This window comes from Flammeovirga kamogawensis (assembly GCF_018736065.1).
GTDB lineage: Bacteria > Bacteroidota > Bacteroidia > Cytophagales > Flammeovirgaceae > Flammeovirga > Flammeovirga kamogawensis.
Genome location: NZ_CP076128.1, coordinates 2783483 through 2803962, shown reverse-complemented (window position 1 = coordinate 2803962; position 20480 = coordinate 2783483). Strand labels below are relative to the sequence as shown.

General features: G+C 32.5%; 18 protein-coding genes. 9 read left to right on the top strand and 9 right to left on the bottom strand.

The features are described from left to right. The first annotated feature begins 24 nt into the window (after positions 1–24). The 4 genes from KM029_RS11200 to rnpA all read left to right on the top strand — a co-directional run bounded on the left by KM029_RS11200 (position 25) and on the right by rnpA (position 2073). A complete protein-coding gene (locus tag KM029_RS11200; protein WP_144073363.1) occupies positions 25–657 on the top strand; it encodes a LysE family translocator in 633 nt (210 codons plus the stop codon). 456 nt (positions 658–1113) lie between these two features. Then, entirely contained in the window at positions 1114–1272 is a 159-nt protein-coding gene (gene rpmH / locus KM029_RS11195; protein ID WP_044208068.1) for a 50S ribosomal protein L34, read from the top strand. 49 nt (positions 1273–1321) lie between these two features. Further along, positions 1322–1444 (top strand): hypothetical protein, encoded by a 123-nt coding sequence (locus tag KM029_RS27030; protein ID WP_260412668.1) that lies wholly within the window; start codon positions 1322–1324, stop codon positions 1442–1444. Positions 1445–1617: 173 nt separating this feature from the next. After that, entirely contained in the window at positions 1618–2073 is a 456-nt protein-coding gene (gene rnpA, locus KM029_RS11190) for a ribonuclease P protein component (RefSeq protein ID WP_144073362.1), read from the top strand. Between the two features lie 3 nt (positions 2074–2076). On the opposite strand, the gene KM029_RS11185 is transcribed toward rnpA, so the two are convergent. The 4 genes from KM029_RS11185 to KM029_RS11170 all read right to left on the bottom strand — a co-directional run bounded on the left by KM029_RS11185 (position 2077) and on the right by KM029_RS11170 (position 8584). Next, a complete protein-coding gene (locus KM029_RS11185; protein ID WP_144073361.1) occupies positions 2077–2649 on the bottom strand; it encodes a glycoside hydrolase family 73 protein in 573 nt (190 codons plus the stop codon). A gap of 156 nt (positions 2650–2805) precedes the next feature. Continuing rightward, positions 2806–4293, bottom strand: a complete 1488-nt coding sequence (locus KM029_RS11180) for a VWA domain-containing protein (RefSeq protein WP_144073360.1) — start codon at positions 4291–4293, stop codon at positions 2806–2808. Beyond that, entirely contained in the window at positions 4283–5833 is a 1551-nt protein-coding gene (locus tag KM029_RS11175) for an AAA family ATPase (RefSeq protein WP_144073359.1), read from the bottom strand. Before KM029_RS11175 ends, KM029_RS11180 begins: the two co-directional genes overlap by 11 nt. Positions 5834–6106: 273 nt before the next feature. Continuing rightward, positions 6107–8584, bottom strand: a complete 2478-nt coding sequence (locus tag KM029_RS11170) for a DUF5916 domain-containing protein (RefSeq protein WP_144073358.1) — start codon at positions 8582–8584, stop codon at positions 6107–6109. A gap of 441 nt (positions 8585–9025) precedes the next feature. Here KM029_RS11170 and miaB point away from each other — a divergent pair, with 441 nt between their 5' ends. From miaB to KM029_RS11155, 3 genes are all read left to right on the top strand, one after another. Continuing rightward, on the top strand, positions 9026–10495 hold the full coding sequence (miaB, locus tag KM029_RS11165; protein ID WP_144073357.1) for a tRNA (N6-isopentenyl adenosine(37)-C2)-methylthiotransferase MiaB: 1470 nt from the start codon (positions 9026–9028) through the stop codon (positions 10493–10495). A gap of 111 nt (positions 10496–10606) precedes the next feature. Then, positions 10607–11890, top strand: coding sequence for an AAA family ATPase (locus KM029_RS11160; RefSeq protein WP_144073356.1), 1284 nt, complete (start codon positions 10607–10609; stop codon positions 11888–11890). Next, positions 11880–12503 carry an RloB family protein gene (locus KM029_RS11155; protein WP_144073355.1) on the top strand — a complete coding sequence of 208 codons (624 nt, stop codon included), beginning with the start codon at positions 11880–11882 and terminating at the stop codon, positions 12501–12503. The genes KM029_RS11160 and KM029_RS11155 overlap by 11 nt, the downstream gene beginning before the upstream one ends. Here the strand turns inward: KM029_RS11155 and KM029_RS11150 are convergent, their stop codons facing one another. Continuing rightward, positions 12504–13004 (bottom strand): DUF4112 domain-containing protein, encoded by a 501-nt coding sequence (locus tag KM029_RS11150; protein WP_144073354.1) that lies wholly within the window; start codon positions 13002–13004, stop codon positions 12504–12506. 78 nt (positions 13005–13082) lie between these two features. Between KM029_RS11150 and KM029_RS11145 the strand changes: the two genes are divergently transcribed. Together KM029_RS11145 and KM029_RS11140 are read left to right on the top strand one after the other, a co-directional pair. Beyond that, on the top strand, positions 13083–13739 hold the full coding sequence (locus KM029_RS11145; protein WP_144073353.1) for a hypothetical protein: 657 nt from the start codon (positions 13083–13085) through the stop codon (positions 13737–13739). A 55-nt stretch (positions 13740–13794) separates the two neighbouring features. After that, positions 13795–14208: a GNAT family N-acetyltransferase gene (locus KM029_RS11140; RefSeq protein WP_144073352.1), complete on the top strand. Its 414-nt coding sequence runs from the start codon at positions 13795–13797 to the stop codon at positions 14206–14208. 42 nt (positions 14209–14250) lie between these two features. Here the strand turns inward: KM029_RS11140 and KM029_RS11135 are convergent, their stop codons facing one another. The 4 genes from KM029_RS11135 to KM029_RS11120 form a co-directional block, all read right to left on the bottom strand. After that, on the bottom strand, positions 14251–15483 hold the full coding sequence (locus KM029_RS11135; protein WP_144073351.1) for an alanine dehydrogenase: 1233 nt from the start codon (positions 15481–15483) through the stop codon (positions 14251–14253). Positions 15484–15504: 21 nt separating this feature from the next. Further along, positions 15505–15942: a tRNA (adenosine(37)-N6)-threonylcarbamoyltransferase complex ATPase subunit type 1 TsaE gene (tsaE, locus tag KM029_RS11130; RefSeq protein WP_144073350.1), complete on the bottom strand. Its 438-nt coding sequence runs from the start codon at positions 15940–15942 to the stop codon at positions 15505–15507. A 55-nt stretch (positions 15943–15997) separates the two neighbouring features. Next, positions 15998–18097, bottom strand: coding sequence for a thioredoxin domain-containing protein (locus tag KM029_RS11125; protein WP_144073349.1), 2100 nt, complete (start codon positions 18095–18097; stop codon positions 15998–16000). Between the two features lie 124 nt (positions 18098–18221). After that, positions 18222–20471, bottom strand: coding sequence for a leucine-rich repeat domain-containing protein (locus KM029_RS11120; RefSeq protein WP_144073348.1), 2250 nt, complete (start codon positions 20469–20471; stop codon positions 18222–18224). Positions 20472–20480: the final 9 nt, after the last annotated feature.

Here is a 20480-nt window from a genome sequence, read left to right as displayed (position 1 = left end):
TTTTTTATACTTAAAATTTTAATTATGCAAGATATTATTCACTTAGATGTATTTGTTGTTACAGCTTTAATTTTTGTAATGACACCAGGTATTGATACTATTTTTGTTTTAAATAAAGCCATTAGTGAAGGTAAAACAATAGGCGTGTATTCTACATTAGGAATAAATGTAGGAGTGATGGTTCATACTTTTTTAGCTGCAATGGGACTGTCTATTATTATTACTCAGTCTGCAATTGCATTTCAATTAATAAAATACTGCGGAGCAGCCTACTTATTTTACTTGGGTATAAGTAGCTTAGTAAATAAGAAAGAATTAAATATTGATTTAGGTAAAGGTAAAGAGCAAAAGTCTAATAAGGAGCACTTTTTTAATGGAGTAGTTACAAATGTGTTAAACCCTAAAGTGGCACTTTTCTTTTTATCATTTTTTCCTCAATTTATAAAAGAAGAGGCAATAGGTAATGCATTGCCATTTCTTATTTTAGGTAGTGTCTATGCATTTATAGGAGTAGTGTGGTTTCTTATAATTACATATTTTTCAACACTTTTCTCAAGAAAATTAAGAAGTAATAAAAAGTTTAATACATATTTAAATAAATGTTCTGGTATTGTCTTTTTAATGATGGGAATTAAAGTGCTGTTCAAAAATAAATGATTAATTATCGGACAGTCAGTTGTTTACTTGTAATGCTGTAGACGTAAGTTTATCAATCATTTTAATAATAGATACTGGAAATCTGTTAAGAATAGTGATTAAAAGTGAATATAAAGACATTAAAAGGATGTTTTTTATAATCATATTACGATAAGAATATATAAAGTAGTATCTTTGCCCCTCGATGAAAAATCGGATTTATGTTTAATTCTACTGTTTTGAACAGTGGGGTTATAAATTTATTTATTTAATGATGTTAATAGCATTAAATTGATTTTTATGTAAAACTGACATAATCAGCCTATTAATGAACTTTTATAGTTGCTGTTTTTGTTAATGCTACTGAAAATCAAGCTGTTTAGCTAAAAAAGTGAGTAATGCAGTGAATTCGGTTTGCCATTTTGCTTAAGTATGATTACTTTTGCAAGCCGAAAAATTCTAATCTTACATAGTACGATGAAAAGAACATTTCAACCTTCAAGCCGCAAGAGAAGAAACAAGCATGGTTTCCGTCAAAGAATGCTTTCAGCAAACGGACGTAACGTTCTTGCAGCGAGAAGAAAAAAAGGAAGAAAAAGCCTTACAGTTTCTGATTCTAGAAAACATAAGGCGTAGATAGCACTCTAAAGTAGAGTGTGTTTCAGAACACTAAAAATTTAATGTGATGAAAACTCGTGTCGCAAAAAAGATCTTGTCTAAACAAGAGAAATTAAATTACAACAAAGGTCAAGTTCAAAAAGCTGAACGCCTTGTTGCAAAAAAACAAAAAGCTGCCGCTAACGCGTAATTACTTTACGTAAGCAGCTTTTATCCATGCGTCTCTGTGAGGTGCATTTGCACCTCGCGGAAGCCCGCGCATAGGTCAAAAGCTGAAGGTTCGGCGGCAGCAAGTACGACGAACCTTCACTTTTTTGTTTATAGACCTATCAAAATAATGTGTTTAATCACATATCAATTCTTATGGAGCACTCACCTTTACCTACGTATGATCGTCCCACTTTCCCAAAGTGCGAGCATCTAAAGAGTAAAAGTACAATAGAGCAGATGTTCAAATCAGGACAATCTGTTTTTTCTTTTCCGTATAAGGTGTATTATACATTATCAACAGATGTATCTAAAATCCATATCCCTCCTAAAGTTTTAATTTCAGTTTCTAAACGAAGCTTTAAAAATGCCACAGATCGTAATAGGATAAAAAGGCAGATTAAAGAGGCTTATCGTTTAAATAAAACCATCTTACAGCCTAAAGAAGATTCTTCACAACAACAAGTGATAGAAGCCATCTCTTTTGTGTATGTTTCAAGAAAAAAAGAGCCTTACCCATTCTTAGAAAGAAAGATGAAGGCTTCTTTATATAAACTTTTTGATGTTGTTAATACTACCCCAACACATCAAGAAGTACCTGATAAAAAATAGATATTATATTAGTGGCATCTCGTCGAGTTGACTTAGATTATATCTTTCAATAATATCAATTAATTTTTCTGCATACCTTGGGTCTGTAGCATATCCTGCTTGTTGTAACCCACGTGCCCAACTTTTATAATCTGTAGGGTCTAGCATAAATAGACTATTATACCATATCCTAGATTTTAAAAATTTACCATGATCCTCAAAAGAGGCATAAACCGATGAATAAGAACGAAAGCATTCTTCAGGCGAATCGTCTTGATGTGTAATAGAATTTCCTTTCCATTGTTCTCCACATTTAATTCCAAAATGATTATTGGATATTTTAGAAAAAGAACTATTTCCATAAGCTGATTCTAGCATTCCTTGGGCAATTATTATACTTGCAGGAATGTTGTATTTGTGCATCGAGATTACAGCAAAGTAACCATATTGTGATAAGTAATCTTTTTGCGACATCACTCTTTTCTCCGTCTTTTCTTCTGGAGTTTTGTTATTTATTGATATCGCCCATGAATTAGTTGAAGATACAGTAATACATACACACAGAATTGAGAGTAAAGACAATCTGTAAAAAATCATAAGTGTAAGTTGTAAGTAAAGTATTTTAAAATAGGGTAATTAAAAGAGTAAAGGGGTAAATTTACTAGTACTAAAATTAGGGTCAAATTGACTAAAAATAAAAAGATCAAGTAATTAAATGAATACTTTCTCATTAATTACTTGATCTTTAGTTTATTATTTTTTTCGCTTTAATTTCTTGATTTTTTTTGCAAACTCAAGCAAACTATCTTTCCTACTGGCTCGGTATTTCCAAACTATATCAAAGGGTTTAAGTTCTGGAGCATTTTCGGCTCCAAAAGTAACCGCAAAGAAACGACTATCCTTAGATTGAGCTTTTCGGAGTTTATGTAATACACTTGTTTCAAACTCAGGAATCTTACCGTCAGTAATTAAAATCAGATCAGATTTACTATATGCTTCTGTTTGCATTTCATCAATGGCTTTGTGTAAAGCAGGACCTGCATTTGTTCCGGCACTGAAAGACATTGATAAAAATTGAATAAGAGGTTCCAAACCATCTTGTAAGTTACTCAAGTCAATTTTTCTAATCTCTTGTTCAGAAGCACCAAAAGAAAAGAGAACACAGGCTCTTTTATTTTCTAGAGCCATTTTCATTATAGCAAAGCATAGCGTTTTAGAAATTTGCTCTGGTTTACCTAACATGGATGCACTTGTATCTACACACAAGATAACTGGCCCCATTACATCTTCTTTAGTACTTGTTTTTTGTGTTTGAGTACCTTGATCAATTTTGGGGGGAGTATCTTCTGCTTTTAACTCAAAAGTTTGAAGCTTATGTTCTACAAATTTTTTATAGAAAATAAGTTCTGTTTTTTCGTTTCCTAAAAGGGCTGCCTCAGCAGGTAGAATTTGAGAGAGGTCATCACTTTCATGAACACCAATTAGTGATTCTTTACCGTGTGTAAAGTTTCTTCTAAAGGGTTGAATAGATATTTCTTCTAATTGTTCTCTTTCTTCTTCTAATTCAGCACTTGCATATCTACCAAGGAGGTCTACAAGTTCTTTTAGCATTTCTTCGTCTTCAAGTAAGCGGTCATACCTAGATAATACTTCAAATCCCGTACTTTGCCATTTACCTTTTGCTTTTTCAAAACCTAAACCGAGGTGATCCATCAATTGACTAATCAATTGTTGCGATTTATCGAATTTAGAAGCATTATCACTGAGTTTTTTACGCAAATCATCTTGACGTTTTTGCATTTTACCTCCCAACATCTTCCTAACACTTTCCATTATTTTAGAAAAGGTACTTTTAGATGATTTACCTTTATCTCCGCTTGAGTTACCAGGTCGCATTCCAAAAGGTAAAGTAAATTTTTTCTTTTGGCGTTGAGCGGGTGGAGGAGAAGAGGTAGTTTCTGATATTTCGACAATATGAGTGACTAACTCTTTTACAACATGCTCCCTTAAAGAAGCATGTCTTTGTATAGAATCTTGTAATCCTGGAGTTTCTAAGATATCATCAATGATGTGTTTGTAGCCGAGAGCGGTATCGGAAAAATCAGAGTTTTTAAATTTTAAAGTATGCCCTTTTGCCACTTCAGTAAGGTATGAACCTAAAATATTTCGATCTTCAGAATCACCTAAAGAAGAAAACATCTGAAATTTCTCAATCTCATCAAAAGATGTCTTATCCGCCATAACTACGTTTTAATTTTTCTGTCTGAAGTTTATAATTCAGTACTTGTTTCCAGAGGTCATTTAAACTTTCATCAATTAAAGATCTCCAGTTTTCTGATAAGAATATATTCTTACCAACACCTTCTTCTCTACTATGTCTCATCTCTTCAATTTCATGAGAAATTTTATCCAAATAATTTAATAATTGATCTGCTTCTCTATTTAAATTAGATTTTATATCATCAGTAACTTGGACAGAGACTTTTCCTACTTTATGTTCTTTTGTAGATTTTAATTTGTACTTATGGTACTCAAAATCTAGGCGTACTTCAATTTCAGTATCAGAAATTCTACCAACTGTAAAAGGTTCTGTTCTTCCTGTAGATGTATAGAGCATAACATCTGATGCACCTCGACCAAGCATTTCAAAATCGTCTGCAAGGATACGGTTATTAAGGCTAGAAAAGCCATCAATTTGATAGTATTCTCCATCAATTAAATGAGGAGCTTCAACCAATAATTCTTTTTCTACTTTTGTTTTTTCTTCAACAATTTGTGCGTAATTGTCTAGTTGAGCTTTAACAGTATCCATACTGTATTTTGCACTCCAACCGTATTTCTGAACAGATCTTGTAACCCATTGCCTTACCATATCAATTTGATCTGGAGAATTCCAAATACAGTTAGATATTAGGAAGCAGTCTGATAAATCAACTTTTGAACGTCCGTTCATAAAAGCAGAAGTTCTTAATAATCGGACAATTTTATGCCAACGACGATCAGATACATAGATGTTTTTTTCTACTTCCGTTCCGGTAGATTGATTATAGCGTTCAATATATTTTCTGACAATAGAAATAACACTCAATACTTCTTGAGGTATTTTTACTTGATCAATAACAGTACTCCAATCGTCTACTTCTTCTTCATCAAATTTTACATCTTCGCTTACTACAGGGTTAGTAAGTTTAGAAGAAGTGATCATGTCAAAGAATTTTTGCTCATCAATAATTCTATCAACAAAAACTCTAACTAAAAATCTATCCCAAATTGCTTCTAATCCTTCACCTTTAGCAGGGAGCTCGTTTGATGCAGATAATAATGCGTGTACTTTAACCTCAATTTCTTGCTCTCCATTTCTAAATACTTTTTCATTTAGAACGGTAAGTAATGCGTTCTGAATTGATGGACCAGCTTTCCAAATTTCATCAAGAAATACAACTGATGATCCAGGAAGGTAGTTGTCTGTAAGACGTTCGTATTTATCTTCTTTACTTAATTTTGATATAGATATAGGCCCAAATATTTCATCAGGAGTACTAAATCTGTTCATTAAATATTCAAAAGAGTCGCCACCTTTAAAAGCGTATTTTAGTCGACGGGCAATCATACTTTTACCCACACCTGGAGGGCCTAGCATGAAAATACTTTCCCCAGCTATTGCACTTAGTAATGCTAATGATAGAACATCTTCTTTTTCATGAAGATCTTCCCCTAATAATTTAAGTAGTTTCTTTGAACGTTTTCTTACCTCAGAGGCAATGCTAGAGATTTCAGTCATTTGTTCGTTATATAAAACGAAGCCAATTAAAAAAATGGCTTCTTCAGTTATGTGATTTAAAATTAAGATTTCGCACTATTCTCAATAAGCATTTTTGCGAAGCCTAATTTATAGATTATTTTGAATTTGAAAAGTAACATACGTTCGTTTAGAGGGTAAAAAATTGATAAATTGATTAAAAAAAGACTTAATTGATCAGTTTGGGCAAAAAAAAGAAGGTAATTTTAGTTTTACCTTCTTCAATTTCTTTATAAACCTTTTAATTTTTTAGACTTACATTCTTGAGAATCCTTTTTTTACTTGTTGATAATCTAGGAAGTACATTACTCTTAGTGATAAAGTATTTACTTGAGCTTCACTCCAAAGTTCTTTCATATTATTGTTGAATGCATAATGCGAATTATGAGAAGAAGAACCTAATTGATTTCTCCACATAGCGGTGAAAAAACTACCAGGTAAAAATTCCCAACTGTATGATACTTCCATATTAAAAGTATTGTAGTTGGTGTCATGTTCTTTTTCTCCATCATCATTAATATCTGAATAGTCAGAAGTTAATAATTCTCCGTCTTTAGTAAGGTCATAAAAATTTTGATAATTTACTTGTCTCCAATAATGTCTTAAACGTAGTTTTAAAAACATTTTATTAGTGAAAGTATATTGTGTCCAAAAGTTATTTTCTAGTGTAGTCACATCTCTATTACCGTAAATTACATCTTCAACAACGTCATTGTCATCTTTTACTGTAGTTACGTAACCTTTCTCATTTCTTTGGTTATTCCATGAGATCGTATGGTTTAGCTCAAATTTATCTGTCATACGGTATGTTTGCCCATACCTATAGAAGTCATCAAATTGATCAAATTCTGGACGTTGCCAAAAACTTGTTCTAAAACTCATAGAATATTTTTTTCTGCCATCAGAATTAATAGTAATACCACCATCTTGTGATGGTAATTGCTTAAATCTATAGCCTTCTTCTCTTGGTCCGAAATAATCATAACTTACTTGAGGTGTTGTAGCTATGTTCATGTAAACACTCCAGAAATTCTTGAAAAGCATATCACCATCGGCCCAAACTCTTCTAGACATAAATGATCTTGGGTTATAAAGCCAGTTCTCGTCATAACCTACTCTTGCCCAGTATCTTTGATATATTCCTTTTGCTTGATAGATGTTGTAAGAAGCATTTGTTCTGATATTTATTGCATTATTAGAACCGTTAAAACCCATGTCGTTAGGATTGTATTTATCAGATTCAACATTAGTAGATGCCCAATACCTCCATTTTCCACTTACTTTTCCACCTCCAATGTCATAGCGATACCCAATAATTTTTAATTCTTCGTCTTCAGCAGTATTATCAAGCAATGGTTTAAACTCCTGACTTACTCCTCCAAAACCACGTATTCTATAAGTATTTGTACGATCAAATAAACTAAAATCACCAGAAGTTACATTCGAATTTTTATATCCTTCACCTCTATAAACATTGCTGTTCATAAAACCTACTTTAGAATTGTTGGCCAAGTTTTGTTCAATAGAGATAATATTGAAATTTGTTAGAGGGTCGGCTTTTACTTCACGTCTTTCTCCTGTAAGCGTATCCTCTATAATACCAAAAGATTCGTTAGTAATTGAGTTTAAAATACCAATACCTAATCCTTTTTCTGTTCTACCAGTTAGTTTCACAGAATTAATAAGAGGGGCGTCAGTAGGTTTAAACTTATATTCTTCATTCGTTTCTAATAAATCATCACTTGGAGCAATATGGTTTTGTCCGATACGACGTGAATAGAATTGACCCCATTTATTAAAAATGGTAGTTCCTTGTGTAAAGAAATCTCTAAATTCTCCATACTGTACCTCGTAAGCAGAGAGATTTAAAACCTCATTATCTGCTTGCACTTGAGAAAAATCGGGAACTAAACTAACATCTAGAGTAAAACTTTGTCCTAAACCTAGTTTAAGATCAGCACCACCAGAAAATGTATTTGCAATTTTATTTGATCCTTGTTTACCAACAGCTACATTACTTATGTAAGGAGATAAAGATAAACGTAATGGAGGTTTGATATCATATAATCCTCTTAAAGAGCCGAATTGGTTAACATAGCCAGATTTATTTGCATCAATATTATTCCAATAAGAGGTTTCTCCTTTTCTCTGAATTACACGTCCGAAGTTTATGCCCCAAACTTGTTCTTTAGCATCAGGCATACGTAAAGCACGGTAAGGAATGGCCATTTCTACCGCCCAACCTTCTTCATTCACTTTAACAGCACTACTCCATACTTCATTCCAGTTACCATCCCAACCAGATGTACCTCTCATTCTATCACTTTGCACACCAGAAGCACTAACTACAAATTCAAAACAGTCTTGTTGCTTATTATATGTATCAAAAGATACCACAAAAACATCTGCACCATTTCCTCCAGAATCTCTAGCTCCCATATTGGTACGGATAGAATCTGGGGCGGTATCATAAAGTTGAGCACTTACATAAATTGCGTAATCATCGTATGCTACTTGAACTTTTGTTTTTTGGTTAGATTTCTCGTTGTTATTTGGCCAATTTTGAGTAAAAAAGCCTTCGTATATGTATTTACTTGGATCATCTCCATTTAGTAATCTATCACTTACGCTAGCGGTTAAATTGGTTACATTGATTGGGTCCATCCAAACACCGTCATCTAAAACGCCATCAATTTTTGGAGCATCACTAGTTGCCCAAGCATGAAGGTTCATTCTGTGGAGTTGTGCTTTAGTTGTAGTCGTAAATACTAGGCACAATAGTATTATGAATATAGAGGATTTATGTAGGGCCAACACTTGCTATTGTTTGTTTATTTAGATTTCATTCACAATATCTAAAATTGTATAATCAACAACAACGCTGTTATATAATATTAACCAATACTATCTCTAAAAATGTTATTTTAACAAAAAATTCAAAATTGTTATCAAAAAATACCTCTACTGCGTTCAGCAATTATTTTTCAAAAATTAGGCATCTCATCTATATGAAGATCAATCAATTGTAAACAAAATTGATAAGTGTGTTTCCTTGTGTTAGCTTTGTCTTCGGAATTCACTTTTGTGATGTCCGAATTTAAGTTAATTAAGTTGTATAAGCTCAGAACTAGGAGGACTGAAAATCCTCAACCTTCTGTCTTAAAATCCAAAGTAATGAGCGGTCTGATTAAAGACATTGAAATCGTTGATAACGATAAGAAAGCAGCTGAATCGTGTGATATTCGTGTCACTGAAGATACAGCAAAGAATGGTCAGCGAAAACTTTATATAGAAAGTTATGGTTGCCAAATGAACTTCTCTGATTCGGAGATTGTAGCGTCGGTTATGAAAGAAAATAACTTTGGTACTACTTCGAATATGGATGAAGCAGACCTTGTATTTTTAAATACATGTTCAATTCGTGAGAAAGCAGAATTAAATGTACGTCAGCGTCTAACAGTTTTTAACCGTATTAAAAAAACCCGTCCGGGAATGATAATCGGTGTGTTAGGATGTATGGCAGAACGTTTAAAAACACAATTACTAGAAGAAGAAAAAATGGTAGATATCGTGGCTGGTCCAGATTCTTACCGAGACCTTCCAAAACTAGTAGGTGATGTTGATGGTGGTGATAAAGGAATTAACGTTTTCTTATCAAGAGATGAAACATATGCTGATATTGCCCCTGTAAGATTGAATTCGAATGGTATTTCTGCAATGATCTCAATTATGAGAGGTTGTGATAATATGTGTTCATTCTGTGTAGTTCCTTTTACAAGAGGTAGAGAAAGAAGCCGTGATCCTCATTCTATTGTAAAAGAAGCAAAAGAACTTTTTGAACAAGGTTACAGAGAGGTTACTTTATTAGGTCAGAATGTTGATTCTTACAAATGGTCTGATGAAGAAAACAATAAGGCCAAATTAGAAAAGAAAGAACGTGTGGGTGATGATGTTGAAGTGTTTAGCTTTGCAAAATTACTAACAATGGTTGCCGAAGTTTCTCCTGATTTACGTATTCGTTTCTCTACATCTCATCCAAAAGATATTACAGATGATGTATTGTATGCAATTCGTGATCATGAAAATATTTGTAATTACATTCACTTACCTGTACAATCTGGTAACTCAAGAGTATTGGATATCATGAACCGTACGTATGATCGTGAATGGTATATCAATAGAATTAATGCAATTCGTGAAATTCTTGGCGATGATTGTGGTGTTTCTTCTGATATGATTGCAGGTTTCTGTACAGAAACTGAAGAAGAACATCAGGATACACTTTCTTTAATGGAGTATGTTAAATTTGATTATAGCTACATGTTCTATTATTCTGAACGTCCAGGAACATTAGCAGAAAAGAAATTTGAAGATGATATTCCTTTAGAAGTGAAGAAACGTAGATTACAAGAAATTGTAGATTTACAAAGAAAGCATGCAACTGAGCGTAACAAATTAAACATTGGTCAGGTACAAAAAGTATTGATTGATGGGTATTCAAAACGTAGTAAAGAGCATTTCCAAGGAAAGAACTCAGCAAATAAAATTATAGTATTCCCTAAAGGTGATGCTAAACTTGGACAATATGTGGATGTAAAAGTACACGATTGTACAGGTGGAACATTATTAGGTGAAATGATTTAATAAGAGCGAAACACTCTTTTTATAAGGTATGAATCTTCAATTTGAATGGTTCATACCTTATTTTTTTTATGTATTTTAGGGAACAAGATCAAAGATTAACCCCTAAAAGAAATGTTGATAGAATTTTCTGTTTCCAATTTCAGGTCAATAAAAAATGAGCAGGTATTGTCCCTATTGCCATCCAGTAGAATTAGAAAAGTAGTACCTGAAAATAGATTGTTAACTCATAAGAATTACAAGAATACAGAAACGTTGGCTTCTGCAGTAGTTTTTGGTGCTAATGCATCGGGTAAAAGTAATTTATTAAGAGCGCTAGAAGCATTAGCCGTAATGGTACAAGAAGGTGGTGATACGGTTATTGGTGAAGGAGCAAAAGCATATGTACCTTTTCGGTTAGACAGACAATCCAGAGAATTACCTACAGATTTTTATATTCGATTTATTGCAGGCGATGGTATTCAGTATGAATATGAAATGTCAAGAGATATTGATCAGGTAACACATGAAGCACTTTATGCTTATCCGAAAGCAAGAAAGGTAAAATTGTATGAGCGTAATGAGGGGCAGCAAATTATTTTTGGACAGAAATTAAAAGGGGATAAGCAAAGTATTGCTAAGCACATTATGCCGTATCAGTTATTGCTAACTAAGGGAGCACAATTAGGTTTAAATCAGTTAATAGCACCTTGGTCATTTTTTAAAAATCATCTTAGAGCATATATTTTATATAAATCTGTTTATGATGACACCTTACTTCAAGGTATAGCAAAACATATTGTAAGTGATGAATCTGGTAGATTTTTAAGAAACTTATCTCGTTTAGTTAACCATTCTGATACGGGAGTAAAAGGGATTGAAGTTGTACAAGAGGATAGTGAATTAATGGGGCTTTTTGAAGGGCGACGTAGATTCAAATTAAAGACAATTCATAATTCAGAAGAAAATACAGAAGATAAAATTGCTTTTGATCTTAAAGAAGAATCAATTGGTACTAGAAAATTAGTGGCTTTGGGTGGCTTAATTTTAAGGGTGTTAGAAGCTGGAGATACATTGGTTATAGACGAACTAGATCAAAGTATGCACCCGCATTTAACAAGAGCTTTAATTAAATTATTTCATAATCCTGCAACAAACCCTAAGCGGGCTCAACTAATATTTTCTACACATGATGCATCTTTATTAAATGATGATCTGTTTAGATTTGATCAGGTATTTATATCAGAACGAACTGAAGATGGAATCACAGAAATCTCTTCTGTTTCAGATATACCACATTTAAAAAAAGAGGTACCTCTAGAAGAATGGTATTTAACAGGAAAATTTGGTGGTACACCAGCTATTAATCAAATGGCTTTAGAATTTGATTTTAAAACAAATTTAGAAGATGAGGAATAGGAGAAGAGATAAAAATAGATCGCTCCGACAACGTGTACTTATCTTATGCGAAGGAGCGAAAACAGAACCTAACTATTTTAATAGTTTAAAGCATGATGCCCAGAAAAGAAGAATCTTAACAGCTGTAGATGTAGAAGTATATCAACCTAAAAGTCATAGTCCTCTTGGTTTAGTGAAAGAAGCGATTTTAAAAAAGAAAAAAGCAATTCTTAGAGGTAACCCTTACGAAACAATTTGGTTAGTGTTTGATAGGGATTTTCATAAATACATAGAAGATGTAATAGATATGGCCAATGAGAATGATATTCAGATTATTATATCAAATATTTGTTTTGAGTTGTGGTTTTTACTTCATTTTGAAGACTTAGATATAAACAGGCATTTTCTAAAATGTGGTAATCTTATTAAGCATATTCAACAAAATTACGTAGTACGTTACCATAAAAATGGAAAGAATTATCAGAATTTAAAAGAAGAAACCCCTATTGCAATTGAGCGTGCTAAAAGGTTAGAGCAAGTTTATATAAATGGAGTTCATTCTAATTTAAAATTTCATGAGAGGGAACCATATACCAATGTTTATGTACTTGTAGAATATTTATTGGGATTATAATTACTGAAGGTTGAAAGTTTGAACAATGACTAGTTTTATAAAGTAAAAACATACGCCTACAACACCAAGAATAATTAAAAACATAAGAGAAGCAAAAATGATTAAACCTGTTGAACTTTTTTGTACATTATTAATGGCTTCGGGGTTCTTTTCGTAGTATTTTATTAATAATTGTGTATTGTTTCTATTTGCTTTATAAAAGAAATCGATAAAATCACCTACGCCTGGAATTAAACCGACTAAGTAATCAATAATTAAATTGAAAGTCATGGCCATAATTAAACGGGCTGGGATGCCATTTCTAGCAACCGTATACAAAGAAATACCAGAAATGATGATGGATAATGTATCACCAACTCCCGGTATAATACCAATAATAGGGTCTAGCCCAAAAGAAAGTTTTGTACCTGGTATTCGGACAGCTTCATCCATTATAGAACTTATTCTTTTCAGCGTTTTATATGATGGATCTTCGGTATAATGCAAGGTAGGTTTCGCCATTTTATGTAGATTGTTTGCTTAATCGTGTGATATTGGATAATTTTTTAATTAATTTGAATAAAATTAGAAATTCTAGACATGAAAAATATTACCTCAACTTTTATCTTACTACTTAGTTTTTTTATATCTCAGACAGTTACAGCTCAAGTCTATAATTATGTTGAAGATAGTACAAAAACACAACAATCTACTCAACAGGAACAATATAAGCGTCCTACAAATCAAGAAGTAGATGCATTTAAAGACCAAAAACATTCAGATAAACCACTTAAAGATAAGATTTTCTTTGGCGGAGGTTTAGGGTTTGGGTTTTCTAGTTATTATACTCAAATTGTTGTACAACCTATGGCAGGGTACATGATTACACCAAATTTCCAAGTTGGATTAGGTTTGGTTTATGAGTATTTTGAGCGTAAAGATGTTGACTACAAGGAAAATAACTATGGTATTCGTCCTTTTGCTAGATATATGATTGAGGTAAGAGATGGTTTAAGAGTTTTCCCTCAAGCAGAATATTACGGATTTAGTAATAATTATGAATATCGTGACAATATTAGTGGCGAGAAAGTAAGTGGTTCTCAATGGAGAGATCAATTCTTAATTGGTGGTGGTATCTCACAAGGAATAGGAAGAAAAGGTGGTGTTAACTTTATTGCTTTGTATGACGTTTCTTATGATGAACAATCATCTTATTATAGTTCACCTTGGGTATTTAGAATTGAAGTCGCTTTTTAGTAAAATATAGAGCAGAAGATATATAAGCGGCTCTAGGGTCGCTTTTTTTATAAGTATGAAATTAGAAATTAAAGAAATTACAGCAGCCCAAACGTGGGCAATCCGACATAAAGTAATGTGGCCAAATGAACCACTCTCTTATGTAAAGATTCCAGATGATGAAAAAGGACAACATTTAGGGCTGTTTGTAGAAGGTCAATTAACATCCGTAATTTCATTATTTATGGATGCTGATAAAAATGTTCAGTTTAGAAAGTTTGCAACTATAAAATCTGAACAAGGGAAAGGGTATGGTTCAATTTTATTGAAAGAAGTTATAAGAGTAGCAAAGGAAAGAGGTGCCTCTTTATTATGGTGTAATGCTAGAGCTACAGCAACAGTATTATATGAACGAGAAGGCTTGCATCAGACAGATTCTTCCTTTGTAAGAAAAGGAATTTTATTTGTAAGAATGGAATGTCCTTTATAAATAAAAAAGCTCACTTGAAATTTTTATCAAGTGAGCTTTTTTTTATATGCCTGCTGCTAAAATTAAATCTAAATTTTTGAGTGGTAAATCAAATTTTTCTGCCAATGCTTGGTTGGTTATATTTCCTCTATAAGCATATACCCCTTTAGTAAACCAAGGGTGTCTACGCATCATAGTATCTACATTTCCTTCATCAATTAATTTATTGAGAATTGTAGTAAAAATATTACTTATAGCAGCAGTTGCAGTTCTAGAAACTCTAGAGGCAACATTGGGAACACAATAATGAATAACACCATGCTTTTTATAAACGGGATGTCTATGATTAGTAGGTTCTGATGTCTCAAAACAGCCACCTTGATCTATACAAACATCAATTATTATGGAGTTTTCTCTCATTCCTGCTACCATCTCTTCTGTGATAATAGAAGGTGTTCGGGCACCATGTGTATGAATAGCACCAATAGCGATATCAGCTCTGCTTAATGCCTCGGCCAACGAGGTACTATCAAAAGCAGAAGTAAATAAATGAGGAAGACCTAATTCTTTTTTGAGTCTGCGGAGTTTGTAAATCGCATTATCAAACACTTTAACTTCTGCACCCATGCCTATTGCTGTTCTAGCGGCATATTCTGCAACAGTTCCTGCACCTAAGATCACTACTTTAGAAGGTGGTACACCTGTAATTCCTCCTAAAATAATTCCTTTACCACCATTATAGCTACTAAGATACTCTGCAGCAATAAGCATTACAGTACTACCTGCAATTTCGCTCATTGCTCTAACTAAAGGTAATCCACCTACTTTGTCTTCAATTAATTCAAAACCTAAAGCAGTAATTTTCCTTTTGTTAATAGCGTCAAGAACATCTCTTTTTAATTCTCTCATATGAATAGCAGATATAATTGCTTTATTCTGTTTCATATAAGAAATTTCTTCTATTGTTGGAGCAGAGATTTTTAATACAATATCTGCTTCCATAGCTTCTTTATGAGAATAGACTATAGTGGCACCTGCCTCTGCATATTCTGTATCGGAATGATTGATATGACGACCCGTATTTGTTTCTATTAAAACTTCACAACCATTGTTGACTAATAATGAAACAGCACCTGGGCGTAAGGCACAGCGTTTTTCGTCGGGGTTAAGTTCTTTAGGTATACCTATTTTTATAGGGTTACCTTTTTTATTAACGGGACCTTCCATTACTTCTTGAGGATGGAACTTAAAATAACTTTCTGTGGCTTTTTCAAAGCCGTCGCGTTGTTTGCCCATTTTTAATTAGAATAAAGTCAGTTAAACGTATCTAACAGTAATTTCTCTAGAGTTTTCGTCTAGTGTTTTTATATCAATATCTACACATTCATTAGGTAATAATCTATCAACCATAGATGGCCATTCAATTAAGCATAAATTATTACTGTATAAATATTCTTCGAAACCAATATCATAAGCTTCTGTATCGTCTTTAATACGGTACATATCAAAATGATATATAGTATCGGCAGTATCGGTCATATATTCATTTACTAATGCAAATGTGGGGCTGTTTACGTGATCAATTACACCTAAGGCAGCACAAATTTCTTTTATAAAAGTAGTTTTGCCAGCTCCCATTTCACCATGAAATAGCCAAACTGTAGGTCCTCCTTTAGTAAAGTCAATTACTTTTTGAGCGGCAGGGCCTAAATCTTCTATTGCATTGGTTTTTATAATTAATTCTTTTGAACTCATAAAAAGTCAAGGTATAACTTAAATTGTAGTATGGAACAAGGAATGTTTTCGGAATTTACTCAATTATTTCTTCCCATGCTTTGTCTATTTTAAAAACAGGCAAATTACAGGTCTTATTTCTGCAAACATACAAAGTAGTTTTTCCATTTATAGCAGAACGCTCCTTTAAAAGTGCCAAACCACTATGGTTTTTTGTTCCAAGGATAACTTTATTGGGATAATAATTTGATGCAATTTCTTGAGCGTAATTTAAACTTTGTTTTCCCACTATTGCAATTTCTACAGTTGGTTTAATATGAGAAATATAGAGTGCGGCCCAATAAGAAGAAAATTGAATATTTTTGATCATCAGGTCGTTCATTATTGCTAGCATCTGATCCGAACGTTCAATATATTTTTCATCTCCTAAAATATGACCTAAAATAAATAAATTTGTAGCCATCATACTATTAGAGGAAGGGATAACATTATCAAAAAGTTCTTTCTTTTTAGTGATTAATTTTTCACTTGATTTATCAGTATAAAAGAACATTTTCTCTTTTTCATCATAAAAATGAGAATTTGTGTATTCAGTAAGCCCAATTGCAGTAGTTAACCATTTTTCATCAAACGTTATTTGATATAAACTGATAAATCCATCAATAACAGCGGCATAGTCTTCAAGATAGCCATTAATTTTCTTAGTTGTATCATATGTTCTTAGAAGCTGATAATCTTTTAGGATCATTTTTTCTTTAATGAAAGTAGCGTTTTTTAGTGCTAAATCAAGAAATTCCTTTTCGTTTGTAGCTGAATACGCATCGCAAATTCCTTTTAAAGCTAAACCGTTCCAACCTGAAATTATCTTGTTATCTAACCCAGGTTTAATTCTATATTCTCTGTTTCTAAGTAAATTTTTTTTCCATTGAATTGTCAATTTTTCGAAAGTATTACTGTCGAGAGAATGAGTTGCTATAAATGTTTTATCATTGACTTTTTTATAAAGAATATTATTACCGTGCTCCCAATTTCCTTTTTTTTCAATATTATAATATGAAGCAAATAGAGAGAATTGATCTTTAGGAATACACTTTTGAAGTTCTTGATACGTCCAAACGTAATATTTACCTTCTTCGCCATCACTATCAGCATCTAAGGCAGCATAAAAGCCTCCATTTTTATTGAGCATTTCTCGTTTTAAAAACTGAATAGTTTCACTTATTATTTTTTTATAGGCGTTGTCTTTGGTGATACGGTAGGCATTAGCATATAAGCTTAATAATTGCCCGTTATCATAAAGCATTTTTTCAAAGTGTGGAGCAAACCATTTTGCATCAACAGAATATCTTGAAAACCCACCTCCAATTTGATCATAAATGCCTCCATTTTTAATTTTATCGAGTGTAAATAAAGTGTGATCTAAAGCTTCTTTATCATTTGTGACATGATTATACTGTAAAAGGAATTCATACAGTTTTGGCATCGGAAATTTAGGGGATTTATTAAATCCACCATCTTTATGGTCAAAACCTTTTGATAATTCTTTATAGGCTGTCTCTAATTTTTGAAGAGGAAATTGATTGTTTTCTTTTCCTAAGTCATATCGTTTTAATTCACTTTTTGCGATATGTTCTTTTAGTGCAGTTGCAGATTTTTTTATTTTATTAGGTTGAAGTTTGTATGCATTAGAAACTTGAGTTAAAAGATCTACCCATTGATCTTTAGGGAAATAAGTGCCACCATAAAAAGGTTCTTTATCAGGTGTTAAAAAAACATTGAGTGGCCAACCTCCTTGTTGTCCCATTGCATGTATGGCATCCATGTAAATTTGATCTATATCTGGGCGCTCTTCTCTATCAATTTTAATAGTAATGAAATTCTCATTCATAACTCTAGCTACAGCAGTATCTTCAAAAGATTCATGCTCCATAACATGACACCAATGGCAAGATGAATAACCAATACTAATTAAAATAGGTTTATTTTCTTCTTTTGCTCTTTTCAAAGCTTCCTCGCCCCAAGGATACCAATTGACAGGGTTATGTGCGTGTTGTTTTAAGTATGGGCTACTTTCATTTATTAAATGATTAGAAAATTTTTGTTGAGAAGGGGCAGGGTTACAGCTAAAAAAGATTGCAACAAAAATGAGTAGATAATAAAGAGTAACCTTATTCATGAAAGTGAGTGTTTGATATTTAGTTCAAGTAAGGCTTTTTATAGGAGAGAATGAAATTATGTTGAATTTATGGGTGAAAATAAAGGCTACCCAAAACGAGTAGCCTTAACTTCTTATTAATTAATTAATCAGTTATTATTACAGCATTTGATGGAATACTTCCGTTAGCTTCTTCCATAATATTTTTTCCTTTAGAATCAGTGTCTAAAGTAGCATAGATATGAGTCGGAATTGAGAAAGTAAATGCAGTTCCTGTAGGGTTGAATTGAAGGTCTAATGAAGTTAGAACAGAGCTTGATGACCACCAATTAATATCAGAATCAGAATCTAATTGATTTCTATATAAGTAAATTTCTTCCAACTTTGGATTGTTGGATAGATCAATAGTTTGTAAACCACCACCATTTGCCCATGCACTACTACTATTTGTATGTCTAACAATGAGTACTTTTAATTCTGGGTTATTTGTAACATCAAGAGTACTAATCTTACCTGAATTTGCATGGAAGTATTCTAAGTTTGATAATGTTGATAAGTTTACCGTAGCTAGCCCTGTTTTATCCATTGATAGAGAATCAATAGTATTAGGTAGGTTTAAAGTTTGGATAGTGCTGAAGCCAGAACCTTGATTTATATCTAAAACAGATAAACTACTAGCCCATGATAAATCAAGTGATGTTATAGTATTATCTTCTAAATACAGTTTTGTAATACCTGTATAATGATTTAATTCACTAACATCGGTTAAACCTTCATTATTAAGTATTAGAGTCGTAATATTTGCAGCATCAGTAGGAATAATGTAGACTTTAGCTACACCATTATCTAAACCTCTCAAAGCATACCCCCCATCTGCTAATGCAGTTCCAAGTGCTACATCAGTTATTATTACAGCTCCCGAAGGAATATTTCCTGAAACTTCTTCTATAATATTTTTTCCTTTAGAATCAGTGTCTAAAGTAGCATAGATGTGAGAAGGAATAGTAAAAGTATATTCTCCACTTTCAGATGGATTATCTCTAATATCTAGTGATGTTAAAACAGATCCATCAGCAGTATCCCACCATGTAATTGCAGCATCATTTGGAATAATATTTCTGAAAAGATTTATTTCTTCAAGTGCACTGTTGTTCGATAAATCAATTGTTGCTACTCCATTACCTGCTTCCCAATCTGATTTAGCATGTCTTAAGTTCAGTACTTTTAATAAAGGAGAATCACTTACATCTAAGCTTGTAATTAAGCCAGACTCTGCAATAAAGTATTCTAAAGCTGCTTTACCTGATAAGTCTACAGTAGCTAATCCAGTTTTATCAATACTTACAGAATCTATAGAATTTGGTAATAATAAACTCGTTGTAGCACCTGTACCACTACCTGCGTGATCTGCAGATAAAACTCTTAAAGCAGCATTATTAGAGACATCTAACGTAACAATACTATTAGAATCTACATCAAGAGTAATTAAGCTTGTGAAATAACTAATTTCTGTAATATCAGCTATACCTTTATTTTCTAATGATAAGGCAGTTACAGCATCTACATCAGCAGGAATTAAAAAATACTGACCTGTCGAAATTGGTCCTTGTGCATAACCAAGTTCTTTTAAAGCACTACCAAAGTTAATATCAGTAATTACAACAGCACCGTCAGGTAAATCAACAGAAGGTTCTTGTCTTGCAACTCCTTCTTTAGTTGTTAACTGATCGTAGATTAAAGAATCAATAGTAATTGGAGTACCAGGGTTGTCAGGAACTTTAATTTCTTTAAGGTTACTATTTTTAGAAACATCCAATTGAGTTAATAATTGATTCTCGAGTTCTAAAACTACTAGTTCAATATTATTGGTTAAATTAATTGATTTTATTTGATGATTAGATGGAGCAGAACTACTATTTGACCCTTGATATTCTAACTCTTCTAATATTTTAAGAGAATCAATTTTTAAAGAATCGAGCCAATTGTAATTCATATATAGACCTTTCAATTTTTTATTATTTGAAAAATCTAAAGAAGTAAACTCATTTGAGGTTAGACGGAAATTTTCTAACCCAGTAAAATAATGTAACTCTTCAAAAGCCGTTAATTTTTGAGGGGAGAGGATATCTAAATTTTCTCCACTACTATTTTTAGCAATATCAAGATCTTTAACACGTGCTACTTCATTTGGAATGATGTAATACACTGTATCTAATCCATTAATTTCTCTATGTCCGTAATTTAGAGCATGTAAATCATACCCTAATGTTGGGTTATCGTATAAATATATTTTCTGACCACCTTCTGAGTTATTATCTTCACCTACTTGGCTTTTACACCCCCATAAGTAGAGAGAAAATAATGATAGTAGTATATATGTTAAGTTCTTTTTCATTGTTCTCTA

What these genes read in the sequence shown, in the direction of transcription:
- rnpA (WP_144073362.1), top strand. Translation starts at nt 1,618, where the DNA reads ATGGAGCACTCACCTTTACCTACGTATGATCGTCCCACTTTCCCAAAG.
- KM029_RS11140 (WP_144073352.1), top strand. Translation starts at nt 13,795, where the DNA reads ATGAAATTAGAAATTAAAGAAATTACAGCAGCCCAAACGTGGGCAATC.
- KM029_RS27030 (WP_260412668.1), top strand. Translation starts at nt 1,322, where the DNA reads ATGAAAACTCGTGTCGCAAAAAAGATCTTGTCTAAACAAGAGAAATTA.
- KM029_RS11185 (WP_144073361.1), bottom strand. Translation starts at nt 2,649, where the DNA reads ATGATTTTTTACAGATTGTCTTTACTCTCAATTCTGTGTGTATGTATT.
- tsaE (WP_144073350.1), bottom strand. Translation starts at nt 15,942, where the DNA reads ATGAGTTCAAAAGAATTAATTATAAAAACCAATGCAATAGAAGATTTA.
- KM029_RS11135 (WP_144073351.1), bottom strand. Translation starts at nt 15,483, where the DNA reads ATGGGCAAACAACGCGACGGCTTTGAAAAAGCCACAGAAAGTTATTTT.
- KM029_RS11180 (WP_144073360.1), bottom strand. Translation starts at nt 4,293, where the DNA reads ATGGCGGATAAGACATCTTTTGATGAGATTGAGAAATTTCAGATGTTT.
- miaB (WP_144073357.1), top strand. Translation starts at nt 9,026, where the DNA reads ATGAGCGGTCTGATTAAAGACATTGAAATCGTTGATAACGATAAGAAA.
- KM029_RS11200 (WP_144073363.1), top strand. Translation starts at nt 25, where the DNA reads ATGCAAGATATTATTCACTTAGATGTATTTGTTGTTACAGCTTTAATT.
- KM029_RS11175 (WP_144073359.1), bottom strand. Translation starts at nt 5,833, where the DNA reads ATGACTGAAATCTCTAGCATTGCCTCTGAGGTAAGAAAACGTTCAAAG.
- KM029_RS11160 (WP_144073356.1), top strand. Translation starts at nt 10,607, where the DNA reads ATGTTGATAGAATTTTCTGTTTCCAATTTCAGGTCAATAAAAAATGAG.
- KM029_RS11155 (WP_144073355.1), top strand. Translation starts at nt 11,880, where the DNA reads ATGAGGAATAGGAGAAGAGATAAAAATAGATCGCTCCGACAACGTGTA.
- KM029_RS11150 (WP_144073354.1), bottom strand. Translation starts at nt 13,004, where the DNA reads ATGGCGAAACCTACCTTGCATTATACCGAAGATCCATCATATAAAACG.
- KM029_RS11145 (WP_144073353.1), top strand. Translation starts at nt 13,083, where the DNA reads ATGAAAAATATTACCTCAACTTTTATCTTACTACTTAGTTTTTTTATA.
- KM029_RS11125 (WP_144073349.1), bottom strand. Translation starts at nt 18,097, where the DNA reads ATGAATAAGGTTACTCTTTATTATCTACTCATTTTTGTTGCAATCTTT.
- KM029_RS11120 (WP_144073348.1), bottom strand. Translation starts at nt 20,471, where the DNA reads ATGAAAAAGAACTTAACATATATACTACTATCATTATTTTCTCTCTAC.
- rpmH (WP_044208068.1), top strand. Translation starts at nt 1,114, where the DNA reads ATGAAAAGAACATTTCAACCTTCAAGCCGCAAGAGAAGAAACAAGCAT.
- KM029_RS11170 (WP_144073358.1), bottom strand. Translation starts at nt 8,584, where the DNA reads ATGAACCTTCATGCTTGGGCAACTAGTGATGCTCCAAAAATTGATGGC.